Source organism: Pseudomonas sp. KCJK9016, assembly GCF_046231795.1.
GTDB lineage: Bacteria > Pseudomonadota > Gammaproteobacteria > Pseudomonadales > Pseudomonadaceae > Aquipseudomonas > Aquipseudomonas bananamidigenes.
Map to the genome: position 1 here is coordinate 1 of NZ_JBJJMM010000022.1, position 19,566 is coordinate 19,566.

The window sequence follows — 19,566 nt, forward strand, 5'->3', positions numbered from 1 at the left end:
CCGAAAACCCGCATCTGGTGCTGCACATTGCTGACTCGCACAGCGATATCCAATCCGTTGCCTCGCTTTCTGGCATAGCCATGAAAGGCAAACCGCCGCTGCGCTTCGAAGGCGCGGAGCACACGGCGATCGGTGATAACACCCGGCTGCGTTTCGTTGAAAACGCCGAGCCGGTGCTCGCGCAAAACGTACCCCTGCATCTGCCGAACGGACTGGCGCTGACCTATGGCCAGGTGCTCGCGCTGGGTGGCGATTTCTACGGAATCGCCGACCGGCCAATCAACGAAGGTGCAACTGCGGCGGATCGCCTTCAGCGCTTTTCGGCGGCGTTTGACACACTCGCCGCTCTACCGGCATCAAAGGCCGAAGCGCCAGGCATTCTGGCGATCATGCAAAAGGAGATCGATGCCGTCAGACAGGCGATCAAGGACGGCAAACCACCCCACGAAGCCTATGACGCGCTGGGAGATACGTTGTCGGAAGAGTGGAACAAAATCACCGGCGGCGGCAGTTTCGTCTCGGCGCTGTTCCCCCTCGGTCGCTACCTGAAACTGGCGGCGAACAATGCCGATCATTTCGGCGAATGGGCCCGTCAGTCCTACATCGCCGGGCACACCGCCGCGTTGCAAACCGCCGCAGCCGCCCACGCCAGTCAGGACGAGCTGCAACTGGAACGGGCCTACGCGATGAATGCGTTCGCGGATCATTACCTCACCGACCTGTTCTCCTCCGGGCATTTGCGGGTGCCACGCAAGGCCATGGCCGCCGTCGTAACGCCGAGCGATCTGGGCTCGCTGATCACTCGCTTCATGCATGACGAAGACAGTAAGTTCGGCCTCAAGGTACGCAACGGACATGGCGAGCAATGGCGCGCATTCGGTGACAAGCGCTACTTCGACGCCACGGACGCCGACAACCGCAATCAGGTGAATCAGGCGGTTCAGGATTCGGCGGACGAGGTGTATGCCGCGTACTCAAGCGGCAGCGTGCCGACCACCTTCAACGCGCTGCAACGGTTGCCGGATCTGACAGCCGTGCTGGATCCGGCCAACAACTTCTCGCCACTGTTCCGCCTTCAGGGCAACAAAGTCCTGCGGCGCAAGGACGTCAACAACCTCAACGACACCGCCACCGTCGACGACTGGTGGGGCTGGAGCACTTACCTGCTGCTCAAGGACTACCAACCAACCGGCAACACGAATTAAGGAGCGATTCGATGACGATCAAATTGAAACTGGAACTGGCCTCGGGCCAATCGTTGAAAGGTGCGCCGCTGCAATTGCTGCGCGACGGCATCGCCATCGCTCGGGCATCGGTGGACGCTCATGGCCAGGCAACATTCGACGTCAGGCCAGGCCCGGGCAGACTGGCGGTCAGGGTCGATCGTTCGATTCTGCCCAAGAGCTGAAATGCCCGGACAAGATTGCCCCGGCGCACCTCACCGATACGCCGGGTAAAGTGCGACGACTGCCGCGAAGGATCGCGGCAGATCTTTCAAGGAGAACGAAACATGACGTTTGCCGCTGCACAGCTTCCGCAATTCCCCGATCACGCCAGCGACTCGATCATCCTGCGCTTATCGAACCTGGATGATGACCTGATCGTCCGCGTACCCGACGGCCAGAACACTCCGCCGAACTGGGATGTGTACCCGATCCTCGGCGAGGATCCGGAAGAACCTGAATGGCAGGGTCTGTCGGAGCCGACCGGCGTCTGGGATGACGCACTCGACGACATGGTCGGCCTGACCGGAATCGAACTGAGCATTCCCCGATTCGAGCTGGAAAAGTACCTGAACAGCACGGTCGAACTGCGTTACAAGTTTGCCGATGAGGCCAGCCTGGAACCGTGTTCGGAGCCGCTGAAACTGTACATCGAAGCCTGATCGCCCTCGCATTGCCATTAACCATTCGTCGCAACTGTAATTTCTGACAGTAGCTAGCTCGCGGTTGCCAAGGCCTAAATAGCCCTGTGCTGAACGACACGGCTACCGCTCATTTGCCCCGCAGGCCCTCTCGATAAATCACATTAAAAGGACAGAAAAATGACCACCAATAAAGCGAACTCGATTGACCCGACCCTTGAAGACCCAGTGGGTATGCCTCTTCCGAACGGTGAGATATCGGTGAGCAAAAACCACAGCTATGTAGTGTTCAGGGTCTACACCGGCAAACTTCCCCCTGACACAACAATCACGGCATCTTTCAAAGTGATCGAACCATCAGAGTGGTCGGAAACAAAACCAAGCGAGCAGCCGTCGACCACATTCCAGGTCCAAAGATCACTCTACTCATCGCATGCAGGCAAGACCGCCACGCTCAGATATACCACTAGTAATGGTGAATCTGGCTCTCTTCATGCAGACATCGTCGCCTAGATGAAATATCACCCGCCCTGCGCCTGTGCCTCTTCATGCGCCTGGCGCAGCCGTTCGCGGCTGTTGGTCAGGTGCAGGCGCATGGCCGCGCGGGCGGCATCGGCATCCTGGCGGGCGATAGCCTCGTAGATTTCTTCGTGCTCGCGGCTCAGGCGATTCATGTAGTGCTGCTGATCATCATGGGCCAGGCGTGCAGAGTTCAGTCGCGTACGCGGAATGATGCTGGTGCCCAGGTGAGTCATGATGTCGGTGAAGTAGCGATTGCCGGTGGCCAGCGCGATTTGCAGGTGGAACTGGAAGTCCGACGCCACCGCATCGCTGGCATGGGCCACGCTTTCGTTCAGGGCGTCGAGGGCGGCGCGCATCGCGGCCAACTGCTCGCTGCTGCGGCGTTGCGCGGCAAGACCGGCGGATTCGACTTCCAGGCTGATACGGAATTCGAGAATCGCCAGTACGTCACGCAGGGTAACCACGGTCGCCGGGTCGATCCGGAATCCGCTCGGGCTCGGCGTGTCGAGGACGAAGGTGCCGATGCCGTGGCGGGTTTCGACCTGTCCTGCAGCCTGCAGCCGGGAAATCGCTTCGCGCACCACGGTGCGGCTGACGCCGTGGGCTTCCATGATCGCCGACTCGGTGGGCAACTTGTCGCCACGCTTGAGCAGACCGTCGCGGATCTGCTCGGTCAGCACCGTCACCAGTTCCTGTGCCAGGCTACGGCGCTTGCGAGGGAGGCGCGGGGCGTCGATCGGGTTTTCCATGGTCTGCGTTTATCTCGAAAATTCAGCTGGAGGGGCATCATAGCCCAAGGGAGTTGTACGATCACCGTCCTCTGTGGGAGCAGCCTCCCACAGATTCAGTGCACATCAGGCCGTGACGGTCTGCTCGACCAGATGCCCGCTGTCGATCCGCACATGCCGTGGATGGAAGCGTTTGAGGCTGCTGCGATGGCCGACACTGACGATGCTCAGGCCCGGCAACTGATCGATCAGCGCCTGATACAACGTGGCCTCGTCCTCTTCGTCCATCGCCGACGTCGCTTCGTCCATGTACAGCCAGTGCGGCGCATAAAGCAGCGCACGGGCAAAGGCCAGTCGTTGCTGCTCACCCGGCGAAAGCATGCGCTGCCAGTGATTGGCTTCGTCCAGTCGTGCCACCAGATGCGGCAGACGGCAGGTTTCCAGCACTTGTGCATAACGCTCCGGCGCGTAGGTATCGCCCGGTTGCGGATAACTCAAGGCTTCGCGCAGGGTGCCGATCGGCAGATACGGCTTTTGTGGCAGGAACAGATAACGTGCCGCCGGCAGGCGAATACTGCCGTACCCTGCCGGCCACAAGTGCCCCATCGCCCGCAGCAATGTCGACTTGCCGCTGCCGGACCGGCCGCTGAGCATCACCCGGTCGCCCGGCTCGACGTTCATGTCGGCGCTGGTCAGCAGGTGACGACCGTCGGCCAGATTCAGTCCGAGGTTGTGCACCTTCAATTCGCTGCCCTGATTCTGTACGTCGATGGCCGGAGCGCGCTCTTCATTGTCGGTCATGGCCTGACGGAAACTCAGCAGACGATCACAGGTGGCGCGCCAGGCGGCCAGTTCCGAATAGGCACTGATGAACCAGCTGAAGTTCTCCTGCACGTTGCCGAATGCCGAGTTGATCTGCATCAGTTCACCCAGCTCGATCTTGCCTGCCAGATAACGCGGCGCTGCGACGATGAACGGGAAAATGATCGCGATCTGGCCGTAACCAGAGGTGAAGAACGTCAGGCGCTTGGAGACCCGCATGATGTCCCAGAAGTTGTGCCAGACCAGACCGAAGCGGCTGCTCAAGCGACGGTTTTCGTTGGGCTCGCCGTTGTACAGCGCAATGCTCTCGGCGTTTTCGCGCACACGTACCATGGAAAAACGCAGGTCGGCTTCAAAGCGTTGTTGTTGGTTGTTCAGGCCGATCAGACGCCGACCGATCAAGTGTGTCAGCCAACTGCCGACCGCCGCGTACAACAGCGCACACCAGAACATGTAGCCGGGAATCTCGACGCCGAACACCTCGATGCTGCCGGATACCCCCCACAGGATGATCGAGAAGGACACCAGGCTGACCACCGTGCGGATCAATCCCAGCCCGAGGCTCAGGGTGTTGGCGGTGAAAGTGTTGAGGTCTTCGGAGATCCGCTGGTCGGGGTTGTCGGTATAGCCGCCCTGCTCCAGCTGGTAGTAATTCTTGTGGCCGAGCCAGCGTTTGAAATGGTTCTCGGTGAGCCACGCCCGCCAGCGGATGGTCAGCATCTGCGTCAGGTACAGGCGATACACCGCACCCAGGATGGCTACCGTGGCGATACCGCAGAAATACAGGATCAACTGCCAGAACGCCGCCTCATCCTTCTTTTGCAGGGCGTTGTAGAAGTCCTTGTACCAACTGTTGATCCACACCGAGATCGCCACGCTGAACAGCGAAAGGGCAATCACGGCAATCAGCAACGTCCAGGCCTTGCCCTTCTCTTCGCTGCGCCAGTAAGGCGTGGTCATGGCCCACACCTTGCGAAAAAACTGCCCGCGCACAGCATCGTTGACCGCGGAATATTCAGCGTTCTGATTCATGGATAAGGCTCGATAAAGAAAAGAACAGACACGCACCGATCATAGTTGATCGGTGCGCTTTATCGCGAGAGCGGGCAATGGTCGTTCAGCGCAGGTTCAGCGACGAACCGGGCGTTTCTGCAACTTGCGCTGCAAGGTGCGGCGGTGCATGCCCAGGGCGCGGGCAGTGGCGGAAATGTTGCCTTCGTGTTCGGTCAGCACTCGCTGGATGTGTTCCCACTGCAGGCGATCCACCGACATCGGGTTCTCCGGCACCAGACTGTCGAGGTCGGCGTGTTCGGACAGCAGCGCCGCCAGCACGTCGTCGGCGTCCGCCGGTTTGCACAGGTAGTTGCAGGCGCCGCGCTTGATCGCTTCGACTGCGGTGGCAATGCTCGAGTAACCGGTGAGGATCACCACGCGCATTTCCGGATCCAGTTCCAGCAGTTTGGGCAGCAGCACCAGACCGGAATCGCCGTCCATTTTCAGATCGAGCGCTGCATAGTCCGGCAGATCGGCCTGGGCAATGGTCAGTCCTTCTTCGGCGGAACTGGCGGTGCTGACGCGAAAACCACGGCGAGCCATGGCCCGAGCCATTACCCGGGTGAAGGTCGCATCGTCATCGACCAGCAGCAAATGCGGCAGTTCTTCGCCTTCGACTTGGATTTCGTCACTCATGTTGCTCTCCTCGGACGCCGTGGGGCAGGCGCAGCTCGGTGAGCGTGCCGCCTTCCTCATGACTATAGAGTTTCACTGAGCCGCCGGCGCGTGTCACGCTGGCCTTGCTCAAAAACAGGCCCAGGCCGAAGCCCTTGCCCTTGGTGGTAAAAAACGGTTTGCCGATTTGCTCGGCTATCACCAGCGGCACGCCGGCGCCGTGGTCGCGAATACTGATGGTCAGGTATTCCATGTCCCAGTCCAGGGTGACCTGAAGGTTATCCGGGCAGGCATCGGCGGCGTTGTTCAACAGATTCAACAAAGCCTGGGTCAGATCCGGTGGTGGTGCGACACGGGGCAACGGCCCCTGACCCAGACGCTGGAAGCGGTAACTGGCCTCGGGACGCATCAGGTGCCAGCGGTTGAGGGCTTCGTCGAGCCAGTCGGTGACGTCCTGCATCTCCACCGCCATCCGGCGATTGGCCTCGGCGGCGCGCACCAGTTGTTGCAGGGTTTCCTTGCAGAGTTTGACCTGATCCTTCAACACTTTCAGGTCTTCCTGAAGCATCGGGTCGTGGTGATCCTGCTGCATTTCGTTGAGCAACACGCTCATGGTCGCCAGCGGCGTGCCCAGTTCATGGGCGGCACCGGCGGCTTGGGTCGCGACGGCCAGCAATTGCTGATCGCGCAGGCCTTCTTCGCGACGGATCGCCCGCAGCTCTTCCTGTCGGCGCAATTCTTCAGCCATGCGCGCAGCGAAGAAAGTGATCACCGCCGCCGCGAGGGCGAAACTCAGCCACATGCCGTAGATCTGCAGGTTTTCCCGCGCGACCGGCAGGGTTTCCAGCGGATAGAAATGCGTCAGCATCAGCGTATACAGGGCCAGTGCTATGCCGGACAGCAACACCGAATAACGCCATGGCAGCGTCACTGCGGCGATGGTCAGCGGCACCAGGTAGTACGAAACGAACGGGTTGGTCGAACCACCGGAGAAGTACAACAAGGCGCTGTGGATAAACAGGTCGCAGGCCAGTTGCAGCGCGTATTCAAGTTCAGTGACCGGCCACGAAGTGCGCAGGCGCACGGCGGTGAACACACACAGCAGAATCGAACAGCCGAGGGTCATCACCAGTTGCACCCACGGCAACGGCAACAGCTCCAGCCAGTAGGCCAGGCCCACGGAACCGGCCTGCGCGGCCAGCACCAGGGTGCGAATGAAAGTCAGCCGCCAGAGATTCTGGCGAGTGGCGGAAGTCAGTTGTACGGGGGCGAGCATGAGCTCTCCTGATGAGCGCTCCAGGCGGATCGCACGGAGTATAACCAAGGCGCGGGCTTGAGAGGCGAAAGTGCGGCAAACGACCACATGGCGCAAAGTTTTTCTGCGGCTATAAGGGCGCCTTCGCGAGCAGGCTCGCTCCCACATTTGAAATGCTTTTTCCTGTGGGACCCAGTCTGCTGGCGATGGGCCTCAAAGCGCCCCCCGACCATCTGTATAGAAGTTGTAACTGGGCGAACCGGAACATAAAAGCTAGAGTCTGATGGTTTCACGCAGGCCCCCGAACCATCACCTGCGCCCTCATCAAGGAGCTTTCATGCACACATTTCGCCGCAGCGCCGCCCTTCTCGCCCTGACCGTCGGCAGCGTCGCCAGCCTTCCGGCCCTGGCCGCCGATGAGCTGCACTACAACCAGATTTCCCTGCGCGCCGAAGTCAGCCAGGAAGTGGCCCGCGACCTGATGATCGTGACCCTCTACACCGAAGAACAGAACACTGACCCTGCCAAACTCGCCGCCGACGTCAGCACCACCATGAACAAGGCCCTGGCCCAGGCCAAACAAGTAAAAGACATCACCCTGCGCCAGGGCAGCCGCAACAGCTACCCGATCTACGACACCAAGGGCCAGAAAATCACCGGCTGGCGCGAACGCGCCGAACTGCGTCTGGAAAGCACCGACTTCGCCGCCCTGTCCAAACTCACCGGCGAACTGCTGACCGAACTGAAAATGGGCGGCATGGACTTCGCCATCGCCGACCCGACCCGCAAGGCCAGCGAAGACAAACTGCTGAAAGAAGCCGTCACCGCCTTCAAGGCCCGCGCCCAACTGGCCACCGACGCCCTGGGCGGCAAGGGCTACAAAATCGTCAACCTGAACCTCAACAGCAACGGCTACCCGCAACCGTACATGCGCGCCCCGATGATGATGAAAGCGGCCGCTGGCATGGACGCGGCGCCGGTCACGCCCGAGGTCGAAGCCGGTACCAGCCAGGTCAGCCTGACCGCCGATGGTTCGATCGAAGTGTTGATGCAGTGATTGAGTGACGGCTGAATGAAAAACCGGCGATCAGTGAATGATCGCCGGTTTTTTTGTGCCCGGGATATGAGTTGTCAGCTCTGCCGTCATCGCTGGCAAGCCAGCTCCCACCGGTTCTGTGGATTTATTGAAATCGCGCACGCCCCTGTGGGAGCAGGCTTGCCCGCGATGAACGATGACTCGGTCTCAAGCTCTCGGATCAACCTGATCCAGCACGCGGTTCACAGCCAGTTCGGCCAGCATGGGATTACGGGGTGGCTTGCGCTGGTTTCCAAATTCGGTAGCTGGGAATCTCACCTCCCGATCGCAGGATCTTCTGCGACAACCAAAGACTAGAAAGCGTGCTTCCGACGGACAACCTGAAAACATTGTGGGAAGGTTCGGTGAATCCCACACATCTTTAAACATCCCCAAATGGAACGCGGAGCGTCCCCGGGCTGCATTCCCACGCGGAGCGTGGGAACGATCAAACAATCCGCAGTTGTTTTCCGCTTTCCGCTTTCTGCTTTCTGCTTTCTGCTTTCTGCTTTCTGCTTTCTGCTTTCTGCTTTCCACCGCTCAACACGATGAGCGTTAGCTCGAGTAAAGCTCTTGATCTTTTGGCCCCTTCGGCAGGCTGAGTGGAGGGATTCATCCGGGGGTGGGAGCGCAGCGACCGTTTGGCGAAGCCAAACACATCGAGAGGAGGTGCAGCGAAGCAAACCGTAGGCGATGCCCCCGGATGAATACCGTAACGAAGGAACCCCGAGCCCCAGCGAGGGGCCGTACGCCGGGGCCCAGACCTTTGGTTACTTTGGGGCGTTTGCCAAAGTGACCCGCCGTAAGGGCGGAACCATAAGCCGCAGCACCCGAAAAAACGGATATGCTCAAAAAACCGCCGGATATACCGAGATAGACGCATCCCCTCAAAAAACGATATTTCCGCCCCCCCCCAAATCCCCGCTAACCTCAAGGAACAACCACCTCCAGACCCACGGGCCAGACATGCAAAGACCCACCCTCAAACCGCTCCTGATCACCCTCGCCCTGACCACCATAACCCCAATCGCCAATGCAGCAACAACCCTCGTCTACTGCTCCGAAGCCAGCCCGGCAGGCTTCGACCCCAGCCAATACACAAGCGGCACCGACTTCGACGCCTCCGCCGAAACCGTCTTCAACCGCCTCACCCAATTCAAACGCGGCGGCACCGAAGTCGAACCCGGTCTGGCCACAAGCTGGGACGTAACCCCGGACGGCCTCCAGTACACCTTCCACCTGCGCCAAAACGTGAAATTCCACACCACCGACTACTTCACCCCGACCCGCACCTTCAACGCCGACGACGTCCTGTTCACCTTCCAGCGCCTGCTCGACCCGGACAACGCCTTTCGCAAGGCCTACCCCGCCGAATCCCCGTACTTCACCGACATGGACCTGAACACCACGATCAAGTCCGTGGAAAAACTCGACGACAACACTGTGCGTTTCAACCTGAACAACGTCGACGCCGCGTTCGTGCAGAACCTCGCCATGAGCTTCGCCTCGGTGCAATCGGCCGAATATGGCGCGCAACTGCTGAAGGAAGGCAAAGCAGCGGACATTAACCAGAAACCGGTCGGCACCGGGCCGTTCGTGTTCAAGCGATACCAGAAGGACTCGCAGATCCGCTACGCGGCGAACAAGGATTACTGGAAACCCGAAGACGTCAAAATTGACAACCTTGTGTTCTCGATCACCCCGGATGCCGCGGTCCGTCTGCAGAAGCTCAAGACCGGCGAGTGCCAGGTCAGCGGCTACCCGCGCCCGGCCGACATCGAGGTGATGGAAAAAGACCCGAACCTGCGTGTATTGAAGCAGGCAGGTTTCAACCTCGGTTTCCTCGCCTACAACACGACCCATCCGCCGCTGGACAAGCTCAAAGTGCGTCAGGCCCTGGACATGGCCATCGACAAACCGGCGATCATCAAAGCCGTCTATCAGAGTGCCGGGCAGCTGGCGCAGAACGCCTTGCCACCCGCGCAATGGTCCTATGACCCGAATATCAAGGATGCACCGTACGACCCCGTAAAAGCCAAGGCGCTACTCAAGGAAGCCGGGGTTGCGCCGGGTACTACCATCAATCTCTGGGCGATGACCGTGCAACGCGCCTCCAATCCGAATGCGCGGATGTCGGCGCAGATGATTCAGCAGGACTGGGAGAAGATCGGCATCAAGGCCAACATCGTCAGCTATGAATGGGGCGAGTACATCAAGCGCGCCAAGAACGGCGAGCACGACGCGATGATCTATGGCTGGACCGGCGACAACGGCGATCCGGACAACTGGCTGGGCGTGCTTTACAGCTGCGCCGCCGTCAAGGGCAGCAACTACGCCAAGTGGTGCGATCCGGCCTACGACAAACTGGTGCAGCAGGCCAAGGTGTCTACCGATAAATCGCAACGGGTAAAACTGTATCAACAGGCGCAACTGATCCTGAAACAGCAAGTGCCGATCACGCCGATCGCCAACTCCACGGTGTTCCAGCCACTGCGCAAGGAAGTCACCGACTTCAAGATCAGTCCGTTCGGTCTAACCCCGTTCTACGGCGTGGGTATAAATAAGTAACACCCGGCCCCGATTCGGCGCGCACTTCGTGACCAATGCACCGTTTTGGAGCTCCGTTTGCACCGTAAAAACCGGGCGCAAACGGTTAAATGCGTCAAAAGTTATACAGATGCGACATTAAGGTACGTTCGTGCCACGCTTTGACGCCACCAGGCGCTCTGGATCTTGCATTGGGTATGGGCCCTGCATAAGTATCCGCAGGCACGACTCACGAGGTCGTACCTCAATATTAAAAAATGACAACAAATCATGAGGCCAACATGCTTAAACACGCGGTCATTCCGTTTTTAGTCGGCGCAGGCTTGCTTGCCTCCGCACCATTCGCTTCCGCTGCGACTAACCTGGTGTTCTGCTCCGAAGGCAGCCCGGCCGGTTTCGACCCAGGCCAATACACCACCGGAACCGACTTCGACGCCTCAGCCGAAACCATGTTCAACCGTCTGACCCAGTTCGAGCGTGGCGGCACCGCCGTGACACCTGGGCTGGCGACCAGCTGGGACATTTCTCCGGACGGACTGACCTACACTTTCCACCTGCGTGAAGGCGTGAAGTTCCATACCACCTCGTATTTCAAGCCGACTCGTGAGTTCAACGCCGACGACGTGCTGTTCACCTTCAATCGCATGATTAACAAGGATGACCCGTTCCGTAAGGCATACCCGACCGAATTCCCGTACTTCACCGACATGGGGATGGATACCAACATCACCAAGATCGATAAAGTCGACGACCACACCGTCAAGTTCACTCTGAAAGAAGTCGACGCCGCGTTCATCCAGAACATGGCCATGAGCTTCGCGTCGGTTCAATCCGCCGAGTACGCAGCCCAGCTGCTGAAACAAGGCAAGGCTGCCGACATCAACCAGAAGCCGATCGGCACGGGCCCGTTCGTGTTCAAGAGCTACCAGAAAGACTCCAACATCCGTTACACCGGCAACAAGGATTACTGGAAGCCTGAAGACGTGAAGATCGACAACCTGATCTTCGCCATCACCACCGACCCGTCCGTCCGTATCCAGAAGCTGAAGAAGAACGAGTGCCAGGTCACCCTGTTCCCGCGTCCGGCCGACCTCGCGGCACTGAAAGCCGATCCTGCGCTGAAGATGCCTGACCAGGCCGGCTTCAACCTGGGCTACATCGCCTATAACGTGATGGACAAGGTCAAGGGCAGCAACGAACCGAACCCGCTGGCCGACCTGCGCGTTCGTCAGGCGCTGGACATGGCCGTGAACAAGCCACAGATCATCGACTCGGTTTACCAGGGCGCAGGCCAGCTGGCCGTCAACGCCATGCCGCCGACCCAGTGGTCCTACGACACCACCATCAAGGATGCCAAGTACGATCCCGAGAAAGCCAAGCAGCTGCTCAAGGAAGCCGGCGTCAAGGAAGGTACCGAGATCGTCCTGTGGGCGATGCCGGTTCAGCGTCCGTACAACCCGAACGCCAAACTGATGGCCGAAATGCTCCAGTCCGACTGGAAAAAGATTGGCCTGAACGTGAAGATCACCAGCTACGAGTGGGGCGAGTACATCAAGCGTTCCAAGGGTGGCGAGAACCAGGCCATGATCATTGGCTGGAGCGGTGACAATGGTGATCCGGACAACTGGCTGAACGTGTTGTTCGGCTGCGACTCCCTGAATGGCAACAACTTCTCCAAATGGTGCGACAAGAAATTCGACGGCCTCGTGAAAGAAGCCAAGCGCACCACCGACCAGGCCAAGCGCACCGAACTCTACAAAGAGGCGCAACACGTCCTGAAAGATGCAGTTCCCATGACACCTATCGCTCACTCGACGGTGTATCAACCCATGCGCGCCAACGTGCAGGACTTCAAGATCAGCCCGTTCGGCTTGAACTCCTTCTACGGCGTCAGCATCAAGTAAAAAACGCAGCGGCGACGTATTCAGCGTCGCCGCTGCTTTTTTCTGCCGAATAGTCAGGAATTTGCCTACATCCATTTCCACTTGGCCTGACCAGGTTGGTATCGGACGTGTCGCCTTTTCCTACGAGTCTTTAGGACTCAGCGCATTTACTGCCAGACCAGCGGTCCCTACCGTCAGGTTCTGACCAGTGACTGCGTGGGCTATCGGTTCGCTGTGGGTTTGAGCCCGATGCAGCCACAACGTCCCAGGACGGGGCCGCGGCGCATTGGAAACACAAAAAGAAAAGAGGGAGCGTCATGCGCCACACTCTGGTTTTTTCCGCATTGCTGGGCGCCGGCCTGTTGGCCGCCACGTCCGCGAGTTTTGCCGCCAGCGACAGCCTGGTGTTCTGCTCCGAAGGCAGCCCGGCCGGTTTCGATACCGCGCAATACACGACCGCGACCGATAACGACGCCGCGGAGCCGCTGTACAACCGCCTGGCCGAGTTCGAAAAAGGCGCGACCAATGTCGTACCAGGCCTGGCAACCAGCTGGGATATTTCCGAGGATGGCCTCAAGTACACCTTTCACCTGCGTGAAGGGGTGAAATTTCATACAGCGCCGTATTTCAAACCTACACGGGATTTCAACGCCGACGACGTGCTGTTCACGTTCAACCGCATGCTCGATCCGCAGCAGCCTTTCCGTAAGGCTTATCCGACCGAGTTCCCGTACTTTAACGGGATGAGCCTCAACAAGAACATCGCCAAGGTCGAGAAGACCGGGCCGCTGACCGTGGTGTTCACACTCAACAGCGTGGACGCCGCGTTCATCCAGAACATCGCCATGAGCTTCGCCGCCATTTTGTCTGCGGAATACGCCGACAAGCTGCTGGCCGAAGGCAAACCGAGCGACATCAACCAGAAGCCGATCGGCACTGGCCCGTTCGTGTTCAAGAGCTATCAGAAAGACTCGAACATCCGCTACACCGGCAACCCGCATTACTGGGATCAGAGCCGGGTGAAGCTGAAAAACCTGATTTTCGCGATCAATACCGATGCTTCCGTTCGCGTGCAGAAGCTCAAGGCCGGCGAATGCCAGGTCACACTGCACCCACGCCCGGCGGATGTGCCTGCACTGAAGAACGACGCGAAACTGCAACTGATCGAGAAGCCGGGCTTCAACCTCGGCTACATCGCCTACAACGTGCGCCACAAACCGTTCGACCAGCTCGAAGTGCGTCAGGCACTGGACATGGCGGTGAATAAACAGGGGATTCTCAACGCTGTTTATCAAGGCGCCGGCCAACTGGCGGTCAACGGCATGCCGCCGACCCAATGGTCTTACGACGACACCATCAAGGACGCCGCCTACAACCCGGAAAAAGCCAGGGAGCTGCTCAAGGCTGCCGGCGTCAAGGAAGGCACCGAGATCACCCTGTGGGCCATGCCGGTGCAGCGCCCGTACAACCCGAACGCCAAGCTGATGGCCGAAATGCTCCAGGCTGACTGGGCCAAGATCGGTCTGAAAGTGAAGATCGTCAGCTACGAATGGGGCGAGTACATCAAGCGCACCAAGAATGGCGAACACGATGTCAGCCTGATCGGCTGGACCGGTGACAACGGGGACCCGGACAACTGGCTCGGCACGCTGTACAGCTGCGACGCCATTGGCGGCAACAACTATTCGATGTGGTGCGACCCGGCTTACGACAAGCTGATCAAGGAGGCCAAGGTCGTCACTGACCGCGACCAGCGCACCGTGCTCTACAAACAGGCCCAGCAGTTGCTCAAGCAGCAAGTGCCGATCACGCCTGTCGCCCACTCGACGGTCAACCAGCCGCTGAGCGCCAGGGTTGAAGGATTCAAGGTCAGCCCCTTCGGCCGCAACGTGTTTTCGGGTGTCAGCATCGATTAAACCCATAACCGATTAGCCGCAATGCTGAGGAGGCCGTCTACCTCCTCACGCAAGCGCTTTGCCGAAATTTGCCGATCCGGCTTTTTGCAAACGTTTGCGATGTGTGAATGAGTTCTAAAACCAAAAACCGGCCCTACAAAAAAAGCCGGCATAAAAAGAAAGTAAAGGAGCTTCACCCATGAAACTGAGCAGCACCGCGATACTGGCTTTGGCCATCAGCAGCATCACCGCCACGGCGTTTGCCGAGGAACAGAGCCAGGCGTTCACCCCGGTGACCGTCAACGAGAAAAGCGCCCAGGCCGAGGCCACCGGTTTCCTCGAAGGTTCGAAGATCAGCGGCACCACCCGTAACTGGTACGCCAACGAGCAACTCAAGCGCGGCGGCAAGTTCACCTACCGCAAAGACGGTGTTGCCACCCCGACCGATCGTCGTATCAACTGGGTACAGGGCACCATCGTCAACTTCACTTCCGGCTTCACTCAGGGCACCGTGGGTGTCAGCACTGAAGTGGCCGCCTACAACGCCGTGGCCCTGGAGCGCGATCGCAAGTCCCTGGCCTCCAACAACGGCGGTGCACCGGGTTCGCGTCCAGGCGCGGGCAACAACCGTACGCTGACCAAGGAAGGCGGTGACGCCGAAGGTCAGTGGAGCAAACTCGGCCTGGCTAACGTCAAGTTCCGCGTTTCCAACACCACCCTGACCGCCGGTCGCCAGAACTTCAGCACGCCAATCGTCGACACCATCGGCAACCGTGCGCTGCCTTCAAGCTTTGAAGGTGTGAGCCTGCACAGCGAAGAGCTGAATAACCTGTCGTTCGACGCCGGCAGCTTCGACCGCGTATCGCCGCGTACCGAAGAGAGCCTGTCGAAATTCCGCACCGAGTACAGCGCCAACGGCGCCGAAACCGACCGCGTAAGCATCGTCGGCCTGAACTACCAGCCGCTGCAGAGCCTGAAAACCAGCCTCTACGCCTCCAAGGCCGAAGACTTCTGGAACCAGTACTACTTCGGCGCCACCCACGAACTGGGTGACAGCAACGTCGTGAGCCTGACCACCGGCCTGAACTACTACAAGACCGTCGATACCGGCAAAAAAGAGATGGGCAACATCGACAACGACACCTACTCGCTGTCGTTCGGCCTGACTCACCAGGCCCACAGCCTGACCTTCTCGTACCAGGCGATCAACGGTGACGAATACTTCGACTACCTGCATGAAACCAACGGCATCTACCTGGCCAACTCCCTGCTGTCGGACTTCAACGGCCCGAACGAGAAATCCTTCCAGGTCGCCTATGGTCTGAACATGGCCGAATACGGCGTGCCAGGCTTGAAGTTCAACATCTACCAGGCTCGCGGCTGGGGCATCGACGGTACTCACTACACCGGCACTGCGTATGACGTACGCAACATGGACGGCGAGCACCACTACGAATACGGCATCGGTGCCACCTACGCGGTACAGAGCGGCCCGCTCAAGGCGACCACCGTGCGTGCCACCTACACTGCCCACCGCGCCAGCGAAAACCAGGCTGACGGCAGCATCAACGAGTTCCGTCTCGTGACCACCGTACCGTTCAACATTCTGTAAAAACGCGGTCGACGGCTGACTCAGTGACGAGTCGGCCGTTCGGCTTTTTGTCTTCAACCGATTGCAGAGGGTTATCGATGAAAATGCTTCCCCTACGTGCGGCCGTCGCTGCCGCCCTGTTGAGCGCCGCCATCGGCGTCTCGGCCAAACCCTTGGTGGTCTGCACCGAAGCCAGCCCGGAAGGCTTCGATATGGTCCAGTACACGACTGCAGTCACTGCCGACGCGGTGGCCGAAACCATCTTCAACCGCCTGGCCGACTTCAAGCCCGGCACCACTGAAGTGATCCCGGCGCTCGCCGAGTCCTGGGACATCAGCGACGACGGCCTGACCTACACCTTCCACCTGCGCAAAGGCGTCAAGTTTCACACCACCGAATATTTCAAGCCGACCCGCGACCTGAATGCCGACGACGTGGTCTGGAGCTTCCAGCGCCAGCTGGACCCGAATCACCCGTGGCACAAGCTGTCGAGCGTGGGCTTCCCGTACTTTGAAAGCATGGGCTTCAAGGAATTGCTGAAAAGCGTCGAGAAAGTCGACGACAACACCGTCAAGTTCACCCTGACCCGCCGCGAAGCGCCGTTCCTGGCCGACATCGCCATGGCGTTCTCCTCGATCTACCCGGCCGAATACGCCGACCAGTTGCTCAAGGCCGGCAAGACCGGCGACCTGAACAGCAAGCCGGTCGGCACCGGACCGTTCGTCTTCCAGCGCTACAACAAGGACGCCCAGGTCCGCTTCAAGGCCAACCCGGACTACTTCCGCGGCAAGCCGCCGGCCGATGCACTGATTCTGGCCATCGCCACCGACAACAACGTGCGCCTGCAGAAGCTCAAGGCCAACGAGTGCCAGATCGCGCTGTATCCGAAGCCGGATGACATCCCGAGCATCAAGAAAGACGACAAGCTGAAAGTCGACGAGATGGACGCGATGACCGTCTCCTACGTCGCCATGAACACCCAGCACAAGTACATGAGCGACGTGCGGGTGCGCAAAGCGATCGACATCGCCTTCGACAAGGAAGCCTATGTCAACGCACTGTTCGGCAAGGGCAACGCGACCGTCGCGGTCAACCCGTACCCACCGACCCTGCTGGGCTACAACCACGAACTGAAGAACCCGCCGCGTGACCTCGACGCCGCCCGCAAGCTGCTCAAGGAAGCCGGCGTGCCGGAAGGCACCGTGTTTACCCTGTTTACCCGCAACGGCGGTGGCCCGACCAACCCTAACCCGATGCTCGGCGCGCAAATGATGCAGGCTGACCTGGCAAAAGTCGGGATCAAGATCGACATCCGCGTGATGGAATGGGGCGAAATGCTCAAGCGCGCCAAGGCGGGCGAACACGATATGGTGTCGGCCGGATGGGCGGGCGACAACGGTGACCCGGATAACTTCCTGACGCCTATGCTCAGTTGCGAGGCCGCCAAGAACGGCGAAAACTACGCTCGCTGGTGCAACGAGAAATTCCAGACCCTGCTCGACGAAGCACGGGCTAAAGTAGATCCGGCCGAACGCGCCAAACTGTACGAAGAGGCCCAGGCCATCTTCAACCAGGACCAACCGTGGATCAGCATGGCCCACACCCGGATGTTCACGGCAATGCGCAACAACGTCGAGGGTTATCACATCAGCCCTCTGACAACCAATAACTTCGCCACCACCCAGGTGAAGTAGATAAGAAACGCCCGGTCTCCCTGACCCCAGGGTCGCCGGGCACGCCTAACCGGCTGATGAGGTACCACACAAGATGTTTAGTTTTATTGCCCGCCGACTGGGGTTGTTGATCCCCACGTTTTTCGGCATCACCTTGCTGACTTTCGCGTTGATTCGCATGATTCCCGGCGACCCCGTGGAAGTGATGATGGGCGAACGTCGGGTCGACCCCGAAATGCACGCTCAGGCAATGGAACGCCTCGGTCTGAACAAACCGTTGTACGCCCAGTACCTGGACTACATCGGCAAACTGGCCCATGGCGATCTCGGCGAATCCCTGCGCACCCGTGAAAGCGTATGGACCGAGTTCACCTCCCTCTTCCCGGCGACCCTGGAACTGTCCATGGCCGCCCTGCTGTTCGCCGGCATCATCGGTCTGCTGGCCGGCGTGATCGCGGCCCTCAAGCGAGGATCACTGTTTGACCACGGGGTGATGGGCATCTCCCTGGCGGGCTATTCGATGCCGATCTTCTGGTGGGGCCTGATCCTGATCATGTTCTTCTCGGTCAGCCTGGGCTGGACACCGGTTTCCGGGCGGATCGACCTGCTCTACGACATCGAGCCACGCACCGGTTTCATGCTGATCGACACCCTGCTGGCCGATGACGTCAGTGCCTTCCTCGATGCCCTGCATCACCTGATCCTGCCGGCCATCGTACTGGGCACCATTCCACTGGCGGTGATCGCGCGGATGACCCGTTCGTCGATGCTCGAAGTGCTGCGTGAAGACTACATCCGTACCGCCAAGGCCAAAGGCCTGTCGCCATCGCGCGTGGTCTTCGTGCATGGCCTGCGCAACGCCCTGATCCCGGTGCTGACCGTGGTCGGCCTGCAAGTCGGCACCCTGCTGGCCGGTGCGGTGCTGACCGAGACCATTTTCTCGTGGCCCGGCATCGGCAAGTGGCTGATCGAAGCCATCGGCGCCCGGGACTATCCGGTCGTGCAGAACGGCATTCTGTTGATCGCCTGCCTGGTGATCCTGGTCAACTTCGTGGTGGACATCCTCTACGGCTTTGCCAACCCACGCATCCGTCATCAGCGCTGAGGTCAATACCCATGAGCACTCCAACATCCTCAGTAGTCACCGCCGCACCTGGCGTGGATCAAAGTCTGCTGTACCCGTCGCCGTACAAGGAATTCTGGCAAGCCTTCTCCAAAAACAAGGGCGCCGTCGCCGGCCTGTTGTTCATGCTGCTGGTGATCTTCTGCGCGATCTTCGCGCCGTGGGTCGCCCCGCATAACCCGAGCGAGCAATACCGGGACTTCCTGCTGACGCCACCGGCCTGGCTCGAAGGCGGGCAGATGCAGTTCCTGCTCGGCACCGATGAACTGGGTCGCGACCTGCTGTCGCGCCTGATCCAGGGTTCGCGCCTGTCGCTGCTGATCGGTCTGTCGTCGGTGGTGATGTCGTTGATTCCGGGGATCCTGCTGGGTCTATTCGCCGGTTTCTTCCCGAAAGTGGTCGGCCCGACCATCATGCGTCTGATGGACATCATGCTGGCCCTGCCATCGCTGCTGCTGGCCGTGGCGATCGTCGCCATCCTCGGCCCTGGCCTGATCAACACCGTGATCGCAATTGCCGTGGTTTCGCTGCCGTCCTACGTGCGTCTGACCCGTGCTGCGGTGATGGGCGAACTGAACCGCGACTACGTGACCGCTGCGCGCCTGGCCGGTGCCGGCCTGCCGCGACTGATGTTCATCACCGTGCTGCCGAACTGCATGGCACCGCTGATCGTTCAGGCGACTCTGAGCTTCTCCTCGGCGATCCTCGACGCCGCCGCCCTGGGCTTCCTCGGCCTCGGCGTGCAGCCGCCAACCCCTGAGTGGGGCACCATGCTGGCCTCGGCCCGCGACTACATCGAACGCGCCTGGTGGGTGGTGAGTCTGCCTGGTCTGACCATTTTGCTCAGCGTGCTGGCAATCAACCTGATGGGCGACGGCCTGCGCGATGCGCTGGACCCGAAACTCAAGAACGCCGCCTGA

Annotated in this window: 16 protein-coding genes; 12 read left to right on the forward strand and 4 right to left on the reverse strand. The window is 59.8% G+C overall.

Annotated elements, in window-relative coordinates; translation table 11 throughout:
• The 4 genes from ACK6BI_RS20470 to ACK6BI_RS20485 form a co-directional block, all read left to right on the forward strand.
• A partial coding sequence (locus ACK6BI_RS20470; protein WP_409318488.1) for a phospholipase occupies window positions 1-1,205 on the forward strand: 1,205 nt, incomplete at its 5' end.
• 11 nt (window positions 1,206-1,216) lie between these two features.
• The gene (locus ACK6BI_RS20475) at window positions 1,217-1,408 is read left to right on the forward strand and encodes a hypothetical protein (RefSeq protein ID WP_409318489.1); all 192 of its coding nucleotides are present in this window, start codon (window positions 1,217-1,219) and stop codon (window positions 1,406-1,408) included.
• 102 nt (window positions 1,409-1,510) lie between these two features.
• A complete protein-coding gene (locus tag ACK6BI_RS20480) occupies window positions 1,511-1,885 on the forward strand; it encodes a hypothetical protein (protein ID WP_409318490.1) in 375 nt (124 codons plus the stop codon).
• A 159-nt stretch (window positions 1,886-2,044) separates the two neighbouring features.
• Window positions 2,045-2,377: a hypothetical protein gene (locus ACK6BI_RS20485; protein ID WP_409318491.1), complete on the forward strand. Its 333-nt coding sequence runs from the start codon at window positions 2,045-2,047 to the stop codon at window positions 2,375-2,377.
• A gap of 8 nt (window positions 2,378-2,385) precedes the next feature.
• Here the strand turns inward: ACK6BI_RS20485 and ACK6BI_RS20490 are convergent, their stop codons facing one another.
• The 4 genes from ACK6BI_RS20490 to ACK6BI_RS20505 all read right to left on the reverse strand — a co-directional run bounded on the left by ACK6BI_RS20490 (window position 2,386) and on the right by ACK6BI_RS20505 (window position 6,880).
• On the reverse strand, window positions 2,386-3,135 hold the full coding sequence (locus ACK6BI_RS20490; RefSeq protein ID WP_409318492.1) for a FadR/GntR family transcriptional regulator: 750 nt from the start codon (window positions 3,133-3,135) through the stop codon (window positions 2,386-2,388).
• 105 nt (window positions 3,136-3,240) lie between these two features.
• Window positions 3,241-4,968 carry an ABC transporter ATP-binding protein/permease gene (locus ACK6BI_RS20495; RefSeq protein ID WP_409318493.1) on the reverse strand — a complete coding sequence of 576 codons (1,728 nt, stop codon included), beginning with the start codon at window positions 4,966-4,968 and terminating at the stop codon, window positions 3,241-3,243.
• Window positions 4,969-5,064: 96 nt separating this feature from the next.
• A complete protein-coding gene (locus ACK6BI_RS20500) occupies window positions 5,065-5,625 on the reverse strand; it encodes a response regulator transcription factor (RefSeq protein ID WP_065261803.1) in 561 nt (186 codons plus the stop codon).
• Window positions 5,618-6,880, reverse strand: coding sequence for an ATP-binding protein (locus ACK6BI_RS20505; protein WP_409318494.1), 1,263 nt, complete (start codon window positions 6,878-6,880; stop codon window positions 5,618-5,620). The genes ACK6BI_RS20500 and ACK6BI_RS20505 overlap by 8 nt, the downstream gene beginning before the upstream one ends.
• A 316-nt stretch (window positions 6,881-7,196) precedes the next feature.
• On the opposite strand from ACK6BI_RS20505, the gene ACK6BI_RS20510 reads away from it, so the two are divergent.
• The 8 genes from ACK6BI_RS20510 (at window position 7,197) to ACK6BI_RS20545 (ending at window position 19,566) form a co-directional block, all read left to right on the forward strand.
• Entirely contained in the window at window positions 7,197-7,916 is a 720-nt protein-coding gene (locus ACK6BI_RS20510) for an SIMPL domain-containing protein (protein WP_134825483.1), read from the forward strand.
• Between the two features lie 984 nt (window positions 7,917-8,900).
• Window positions 8,901-10,502, forward strand: a complete 1,602-nt coding sequence (locus ACK6BI_RS20515; RefSeq protein WP_409318495.1) for an ABC transporter substrate-binding protein — start codon at window positions 8,901-8,903, stop codon at window positions 10,500-10,502.
• A 260-nt stretch (window positions 10,503-10,762) separates the two neighbouring features.
• A complete protein-coding gene (locus ACK6BI_RS20520; RefSeq protein WP_409318496.1) occupies window positions 10,763-12,385 on the forward strand; it encodes an ABC transporter substrate-binding protein in 1,623 nt (540 codons plus the stop codon).
• Between the two features lie 296 nt (window positions 12,386-12,681).
• Entirely contained in the window at window positions 12,682-14,280 is a 1,599-nt protein-coding gene (locus ACK6BI_RS20525) for an ABC transporter substrate-binding protein (protein WP_409318497.1), read from the forward strand.
• A 178-nt stretch (window positions 14,281-14,458) separates the two neighbouring features.
• On the forward strand, window positions 14,459-15,871 hold the full coding sequence (locus ACK6BI_RS20530) for an OprD family porin (RefSeq protein WP_409318498.1): 1,413 nt from the start codon (window positions 14,459-14,461) through the stop codon (window positions 15,869-15,871).
• A 77-nt stretch (window positions 15,872-15,948) separates the two neighbouring features.
• Window positions 15,949-17,544 (forward strand): ABC transporter substrate-binding protein, encoded by a 1,596-nt coding sequence (locus ACK6BI_RS20535; protein WP_409318499.1) that lies wholly within the window; start codon window positions 15,949-15,951, stop codon window positions 17,542-17,544.
• A 73-nt stretch (window positions 17,545-17,617) separates the two neighbouring features.
• Window positions 17,618-18,628: an ABC transporter permease subunit gene (locus ACK6BI_RS20540; protein WP_065259179.1), complete on the forward strand. Its 1,011-nt coding sequence runs from the start codon at window positions 17,618-17,620 to the stop codon at window positions 18,626-18,628.
• Window positions 18,629-18,639: 11 nt separating this feature from the next.
• Complete coding sequence (locus ACK6BI_RS20545; protein ID WP_409318500.1) at window positions 18,640-19,566, forward strand: ABC transporter permease subunit; 927 nt, start codon at window positions 18,640-18,642, stop codon at window positions 19,564-19,566.